General features: G+C 70.9%; 5 protein-coding genes. All 5 read left to right on the top strand.

The genetic code is table 11. The annotated features are described in order from the left end of the window. The first annotated feature begins 446 nt into the window (after positions 1–446). On the top strand, positions 447–536 hold the full coding sequence (kdpF, locus tag F8271_RS14125) for a K(+)-transporting ATPase subunit F (RefSeq protein WP_036390805.1): 90 nt from the start codon (positions 447–449) through the stop codon (positions 534–536). After that, a complete protein-coding gene (gene kdpA, locus F8271_RS14120) occupies positions 536–2,191 on the top strand; it encodes a potassium-transporting ATPase subunit KdpA (protein WP_151490210.1) in 1,656 nt (551 codons plus the stop codon). Before kdpF ends, kdpA begins: the two co-directional genes overlap by 1 nt. A 20-nt stretch (positions 2,192–2,211) precedes the next feature. Beyond that, the gene (kdpB, locus tag F8271_RS14115) at positions 2,212–4,407 is read left to right on the top strand and encodes a potassium-transporting ATPase subunit KdpB (protein WP_151490202.1); all 2,196 of its coding nucleotides are present in this window, start codon (positions 2,212–2,214) and stop codon (positions 4,405–4,407) included. Beyond that, entirely contained in the window at positions 4,407–5,288 is an 882-nt protein-coding gene (locus F8271_RS14110; RefSeq protein WP_151490198.1) for a potassium-transporting ATPase subunit C, read from the top strand. Before kdpB ends, F8271_RS14110 begins: the two co-directional genes overlap by 1 nt. Before the next feature lie 73 nt (positions 5,289–5,361). After that, a complete protein-coding gene (locus F8271_RS14105) occupies positions 5,362–7,908 on the top strand; it encodes a DUF4118 domain-containing protein (RefSeq protein WP_151490194.1) in 2,547 nt (848 codons plus the stop codon). Positions 7,909–7,910: the final 2 nt, after the last annotated feature.

Below are 7,910 nucleotides of genomic sequence, written 5' to 3'. Positions count from 1 at the left end.
GGCAGATGAGTGTCGAGACCGCCCCTCGCCGCCGCCGGTTGGAGCCGGACCATCCGGGTCGCGCACGGCCCTCCCTCGCGCGTCCTTTGCTCTGTTTCGACCGGCGCAACGGTGACGACGCGTTTCTGTTGCGTCCGTTGAAGCAGAGCAAAGGGCCGACAACTGGCTCATTGCCTCGCGGATCCACCGAGGGTCTGTGCCGTATTTCACCTGTTCAGTGGGCAGGTGTGAAAACCACGTCAAGAAAAGGTTCGGCTCCGTCATGGTCGCGTTATGACCCCTGCCGTCCGGCGGGTGGTGGGGCTTTGATTGCCCGGCGCGACCGGAAGGCGGTCGCGACGAACCTTTCCGGTAAGAGGAGTCAGCGTGTCTGACGTGGTGTTCGTGGTCCTCACGGTGGCGCTGTTCGCAGTGCTCGCCCTGGTGGTCCGGGCGGTGGAGAAGCTGTGAACGCGGTAAACGCCGTCGGTCTGGTGCTGGCGATCGTCCTGGGCGCGTTCCTGGTGTTCGCCCTGTTGTTCCCGGAGCGCTTCTGATGACCATGACAACAGCGGGCGTCATCTTCGTGCTGACGCTGGTGGCGGCGCTCGTCGCCGTCTACAAGCCGTTCGGCGACTACATGTTCCGGGCTGTCTCCGGTACGAAGCAGTCGCGCGTCGAGCGGGGGATCTACCGTCTGGTCGGGGTCAACCCGGCCGCCGAGCAGACCTGGGGCGTGTACGCCCGCAGCGTGCTCGCGTTCTCCGCGGTCTCGATCCTGTTCCTGTACCTGTTCCAGCGGGTGCAGAACCACCTGTGGCTGTCGCTCGGGCTGGATCCGGTGATGACCCACGGTGCCTGGAACACGGCCGTCTCGTTCGTGACGAACACGAACTGGCAGTGGTACTCGGGTGAGTCGACGATGGGCCACCTGGTGCAGATGGCCGGTCTGGCCGTGCAGAACTTCACCTCGGCGGCGGTCGGCATCGCGGTGGCGGTCGCGCTGGTACGCGGGTTCGCCCGCAGCCGCACCGGGCAGCTCGGCAACTTCTGGGTCGACCTGATCCGGATCGTGCTGCGCATCCTGCTGCCGATCGCGGTCCTCGGCGCCATCGTGCTGATGATCGGTGGGGTGGTGCAGAACCTGTCCGCCGGCACCGACGTGTCCACGCTGACCGGCGGCACGCAGACCATCACCGGTGGGCCGGTCGCCAGCCAAGAAGTGATCAAGGAGCTGGGCACCAACGGTGGCGGCTTCTACAACGTCAACAGCGCCCACCCGTTCGAGAACCCCACCACCTGGACGAACTGGCTGGAGATCTTTCTGCTCCTGCTGATCCCGTTCAGCCTGCCCCGGGTCTTCGGCCGGATGGTCGGGCAGAACCGGCAGGGCTACGCCATCGCCGCGGTGATGGGCATCCTCGCGTTCGCCAGCATCGCCATCACCAACGCCTTCGAGCTGGCCGGCCACGGCACGGTGCCGCAGGCGGTCGGCGCGGCGATGGAGGGCAAGGAGGTGCGGTTCGACGTGTCGAACTCGGCCGCCTTCGCCGCCGCCACCACGCTCACCTCGACCGGCGCGGTGAACTCGTTCCACGACTCGTTCACCTCGCTTGGCGGCATGATGACCATGGTCAACATGATGCTCGGCGAGGTCGCGCCCGGCGGTGTCGGGTCCGGCCTGTACGGCCTGCTCATCCTCGCGGTGATCACGGTCTTCGTGGCCGGCCTGATGGTCGGTCGCACCCCCGAGTACCTGGGCAAGAAGATCAGCTCGCGGGAGATCAAGTTCGCCTCCCTCTACTTCCTCATCACGCCGATCCTGGTGCTGGTCGGTACGGCGGCGGCGTTCGCCACCGGCAACAACTCGACCGCGCTCAACGTCGGCCCGCACGGCCTCTCCGAGGTGCTGTACGCGTTCACCTCGGCCAGCAACAACAACGGCTCCGCGTTCGCCGGCATCACGGTCAACACGGCCTGGTGGAACACCGCGCTCGGGTTGTGCATGCTGCTCGGCCGGTTCCTGCCGATTATCTTCGTGCTCGCGTTGGCCGGCTCGCTGGCCCGCCAGGCACCCACTCCCGCGTCCGAGGGCACCCTGCCGACCCACCGACCGCTGTTCATCGGCATGGTCGTCGGCGTCACCGTGGTCCTCGTCGCGCTGACCTTCCTGCCCGCGCTCGCGCTCGGCCCGCTGGCAGAAGGGCTCTGACCATCATGAGGAACGAGGACATGTCCGTCACGTCCGCCCCGACAGAGCAGCTCCCCGGCAGCCCGGCGACACAGGGCAACCGGATCGGCGGGGGCCTGCTCGACCCCAAGCAGCTCGTCCGGTCCCTGCCGGACGCCGTACGCAAGCTCAACCCGGCCACCCTGTGGCGCAACCCGGTGATGCTGATCGTGGAGGTCGGCGCGGCCTTCACCACCGTCCTGGCGGTGACCGACCCGTCGGTGTTCGCCTGGGCGATCACCGTCTGGCTGTGGCTGACCGTGGTCTTCGCCAACCTGGCCGAGGCGGTCGCCGAGGGCCGGGGCAAGGCCCAGGCCGCGACGCTGCGGCAGGCCAAGCAGGACACCATCGCCACCCGGCTGATCGACTGGAAGCCCGGCGCGAAGGCCAACACCTACCGCGACGAGGCGGTGCCCGCCCCGCAGTTGCGCCAGGGCGACGTCGTCCTGGTCGAGGCGGGCGGCATCATCCCCGGCGACGGCGACATCGTCGAGGGCATCGCCAGCGTCGACGAGTCGGCCATCACCGGCGAGTCGGCCCCGGTCATCCGGGAGTCCGGCGGTGACCGCAGCGCGGTCACCGGCGGCACGAAGGTGCTCTCCGACCGGATCATCGTGAAGATCACCCAGAAGCCGGGGGAGAGCTTCATCGACCGGATGATCGCCCTGGTCGAGGGCGCCAACCGGCAGAAGACACCGAACGAGATCGCGCTGAACATCCTGCTCGCCGCGCTCACGATCATTTTCCTGCTGGCCGTGGTCACCCTCCAGCCGCTGGCGATCTTCTCCAAGGCGTACCAGGCCGCCGCCCCGGACAGCGGGGCGATCAACGGCGCCGGTGTCACCGGCGTCGTGCTGATCTCGCTGCTGGTCTGCCTGATCCCGACCACCATCGGCGCGCTGCTGTCGGCCATCGGCATCGCCGGCATGGACCGCCTCGTCCAGCGCAACGTCCTGGCCATGAGTGGCCGGGCCGTCGAGGCGGCCGGCGACGTCAACACCCTGCTGCTCGACAAGACCGGCACCATCACGCTGGGCAACCGGCAGGCCGCCGAGTTCGTACCCGTCGAGGGGGTCGACGCCGCGACGGTGGCCGACGCCGCACAGCTGTCCAGCCTGGCCGACGAGACCCCGGAGGGGCGCTCGGTGGTCGTCCTGGCGAAGAACGAGTTCGGGCTGCGGGAACGCGAGCCCGGCGTGATGCCGCACGCCACCTTCGTGCCGTTCACCGCGCAGACCCGGATGAGCGGCGTCGACCTCACCCCGGACGGCAGCGTGGACGGCGGCGCGGTGGGCACGGCCCGCCGGGTCCGCAAGGGTGCCGCCGCCGCGGTGATGAAGTGGGTACGGGAGAACGGCGGCCACCCGACCGAGCAGGTCGGCGAGATCGTGGACGCGATCAGCGGCACCGGCGGCACCCCGCTGGTCGTCGCCGAGCACGTCGACGGCCAGCCCGCCCGCGCGCTGGGCGTCATCCACCTCAAGGACGTCGTCAAGTCCGGGATGCGGGAGCGGTTCGACGAGATGCGCCGGATGGGCATCCGAACCGTGATGATCACCGGCGACAACCCGCGGACCGCGAAGGCCATCGCCGACGAGGCCGGGGTGGACGACTTCCTGGCCGAGGCGACGCCGGAGGACAAGCTCGCGCTGATCAAGCGGGAGCAGGAGGGTGGCCGGCTGGTCGCGATGACCGGTGACGGCACCAACGACGCGCCGGCGCTCGCCCAGGCCGACGTCGGGGTGGCGATGAACACCGGTACGTCGGCCGCCAAGGAGGCCGGCAACATGGTCGACCTCGACTCCGACCCGACCAAGCTGATCGAGATCGTGGAGATCGGCAAGCAGTTGCTGATCACCCGTGGCGCGCTGACCACGTTCAGCATCGCCAACGACATCGCGAAGTACTTCGCGATCATCCCGGCCATGTTCGCCGGCCTCTACCCGAGCCTGGACGCGCTCAACATCATGCGGCTGTCCAGCCCGGAGTCGGCGATCCTGTCCGCGGTCATCTTCAACGCCCTGGTGATCATCGCGCTGATCCCGCTCGCCCTGCGGGGCGTGCGGTACCGGCCGGCCGCCGCGTCGAAGCTGCTCAGCCGCAACCTGCTGGTGTACGGACTGGGCGGCATCATCGTGCCGTTCATCGGGATCAAGCTCATCGACCTGCTCATCCAGTTCATCCCGGGGATTTCGTGATGCGCCTACCCACCTGGATCGCCCAACACCTCGCCGCCCTGCGCGCTGTGCTCGTCTTCACCGTGCTGCTCGGCCTGGTCTACCCGCTGGCCCTGGTGGCGGTCGGCAAGCTGCCCGGCCTCAACCACAAGGCCGACGGCTCGCTGATCTCCTCGGGCGGGACGACGATCGGCAGCGCGCTGATCGGCCAGTCCTTCACCGACGCGGACGGCAACCCCGTCGCCCGCTACTTCCAGTCCCGCCCGTCGGCGGCCGGCGACGGCTACGACCCCACCTCCACCTCGGCCAGCAACCTGGGCCCGGAGAGCGTGGTCGACACCATCGCCACCGACCCGGAGGAGTCCAGCGAGAGCCTGCTCACCCAGGTGTGCGGGCGCAGCAAGGAGGTCGGCGAGCTGAACGGCGTCGACGGCCGGCGCCCCTTCTGCACCACCGACGGGGTGGGCGCGGTGCTCGCGGTCTTCCGCGCCGACGGCCTGACCGGCAAGGTCACCCGGGTGGTCAGCGTCAACCAGGCCGCCCCGGCCACCCCGTTCGTGACCTCGTACGAGGGTGTCGCGGTGGAGCTGGCCCAGCCGGGCGAGGACTACGTGGCCGACGGCGGGGTCATCACCCCGATCCGTGGCGACGCGCCCGCCAAGCCGGCGGTGCCCGCCGACGCGGTCACCGCCAGCGCCAGCGGTCTCGACCCGCAGATCAGCCCGGCGTACGCCGAGCTGCAGGTCAACCGGGTCGCGCGGGAGCGCGGCGCGGACCCGGCGGCGGTCCGCAAGCTCGTCAAGGAGCACACCGACGGTCGCGGGCTCGGCTTCATGGGTGAGCCCGGGGTCAACGTGCTGGAGCTCAACCTCGCCCTCGACAAGCAGTTCGCCGCACGCTGAGCACACTCGCAGACGGGGCCGTGCCGACCGGGCGCGGCCCCGCCGGCCGATCTGACCAGGGAGGATGGTTCCCGTGCCACGCGGAGAACTGCGCATCTATCTCGGAGCCGCCCCCGGCGTCGGTAAGACGTACGCCATGTTGGAGGAGGCCCAGCGGCGTGCCGCGCGCGGCACCGACGTGGTGATCGGCTTCGTGGAGACCCACGGCCGGCAGCACACCGCGGCCATGCTCGGCGACCTGGAGCAGGTGCCCCGCCGCGCGATGACGTACCGGGGCGCCGAGTTCACCGAGATGGACCTGGACGCCGTGCTGGCCCGCCGGCCGGAGATCGCGGTGGTCGACGAGCTGGCGCACACCAACGTGCCCGGCTCCCGGCACGACAAGCGCTGGCAGGACGTCCAGGAGCTGCTCGACGCGGGCATCGACGTGCTGTCCACGGTCAACGTGCAGCACCTTGAGTCGGTCAACGACGTCGTCGCGCAGATCACCGGCACCACCCAGCGGGAGACCGTGCCGGACGAGATCGTCCGCGCCGCCGAGCAGGTCGAGCTTGTCGACATGACCCCGGAGGCGCTGCGGCGGCGGATGGCGCACGGCAACATCTACCGACCCGACAAGATCGACGCCGCGTTGGGCAACTACTTCCGGGTCGGCAACCTCACCGCGCTGCGCGAGCTGGCGCTGCTCTGGCTGGCCGACAAGGTCGACGAGCAGCTCGACCGGTACCGCAGCCAGCAGGGCATCGCGGCCACCTGGGAGGCCCGGGAACGCGTCGTGGTGGCGCTGACCGGAGGCCCGGAGGGCGAGACACTGATCCGCCGCGCGGCCCGGGTCGCGGCCCGCAGCAAGGGCGCCGACCTGCTCGCCGTGCACGTGGCCCGCAGCGACGGCCTGGCCGGCGCCGACCCGGCACAGTTGGCCCGCCAACGGGTCCTCGTCGAGAGCCTGGGCGGCACGTACCACCAGGTGCTCGGCACCGACGTGCCGGCCGCGCTGCTGGACTTCGCGCAGGGCGTGAACGCCACCCAGCTGGTGCTCGGCGCCAGCCGGCGGGGCCGCCTCGCGCAGATCTTCGCCCGGGGTGTCGGGGTGACCACCACCGCGCTGTCCGGCTCGATCGACGTGCACCTGGTCACCCACAAGCAGGCCGGTAAGGGACGGCGGGCGGCGGCCGTGCCGGCGGCGCTGTCCCGGCGCCGCCGGCTGCTCGGCTTCGGCCTGGCGGTGCTGGGCATGCCGCTGCTCACCCTGCTGCTGAAGACGCTGCCCGACCTGACGTTGACCAACGACATCCTGCTGTTCCTCGCCGGGGTCGTCGGTGTCGCGCTGGTCGGTGGCGTGTGGCCGGCGCTGGTCGCCGCGCTCGGCGGCTCGCTGCTGCTCAACTGGTTCTTCACCCCGCCGTACCGGACGCTGACCATCGCCGAGGCCGACAACCTGCTCGCCCTGGCCGTGTTCGTCGCGGTGGCGTTGGCGGTCAGCTGGATCGTCGACGTGGCCGCCCGGCGTACCCGGGAGGCCGCCCGCGCCGCCGCCGACGCGCAGACCCTCGCCGCCGTGGCCGGTGGCGTGCTGCGCGGCGAACGCCCGCTGCCCGCCCTGCTGGACCAGCTCCGGGAGACGTTCGGGCTGCGCGCGGTGAGCGTGCTTGAGCTGGCCGAGGAGGCCGGCGGTCGCCCCGACCGGGCACGCGAGGAGCACGCCTGGTGCGTGGTGGCGAGCGTCGGCGATCAGCCGGCTTGCACACCCGACGGCGGTGAGACGGCGGTGCCCGTCGACGAGCGGATCACCGTCGTACTCAGCGGCCGGCGGTTGGAGGCCGCCGACCGGCGCATCGTCGAGGCGTTCGCCGCCCAGGCCGCCGTCGCGCTGCGCCAGGAGCGCCTCGCCGAGGAGGCCGCCACCGCCCGACCCCTCGCCGCCGCCGACCGGATGCGCACCGCGCTGCTCGCGGCGGTCAGCCACGACCTGCGTACGCCGCTGGCCTCGGCGAAGGCCGCCGTGACCAGTCTGCGCAGCCACGACATCGAGTTCGACGAGTCCGATCGCGAGGAGCTGCTGGAGACCGCCGAGGAGTCGCTGGACCGGCTCGCCCGGCTGGTCGCCAACCTGCTGGACATGAGCCGCCTGCAGGCCGGCGTGCTGGGCATCTCGGCCACCGTGATCGGCCTGGAGGACGCCGTACCCCTGGCCCTGGACGAACTTGGCCCGGCGGCCGCGACCGTCGGCACGGACATCCCGGCCGACCTGCCGGCCGCCGCCGCGGACCCGGGCCTGCTGGAACGGGTGCTGGTCAACATCGTCGCCAACGCGCTGCGGTACAGCCCGCCCGACCAGCCGCCCACCATCACCGCCAGCGCCCACGCCGGTCAGGTGGAGCTGCGGGTCATCGACCGGGGGCCGGGCATCCCGGAGGACCAGTGGGAGCACGTCTTCCTGCCGTTCCAGCGCCTTGGCGACCGGGACAACCAGACCGGCGTCGGTCTCGGGCTCGCCCTGTCCCGGGGGTTGGCGGAGGCGATGGGTGGCAGCATCACCCCGGAGACCACACCCGGTGGTGGCCTCACCATGGTGCTGCGGCTCCCCGCCGCCGCGCAGACCAACTCGGAGGGGCCGTAGGA

Origin of the sequence: Micromonospora sp. ALFpr18c (assembly GCF_008868155.1) — a bacterium.
In the GTDB taxonomy this organism is placed as follows: domain Bacteria; phylum Actinomycetota; class Actinomycetes; order Mycobacteriales; family Micromonosporaceae; genus Micromonospora.
This window is presented reverse-complemented; position numbering and strand designations above follow the sequence as displayed.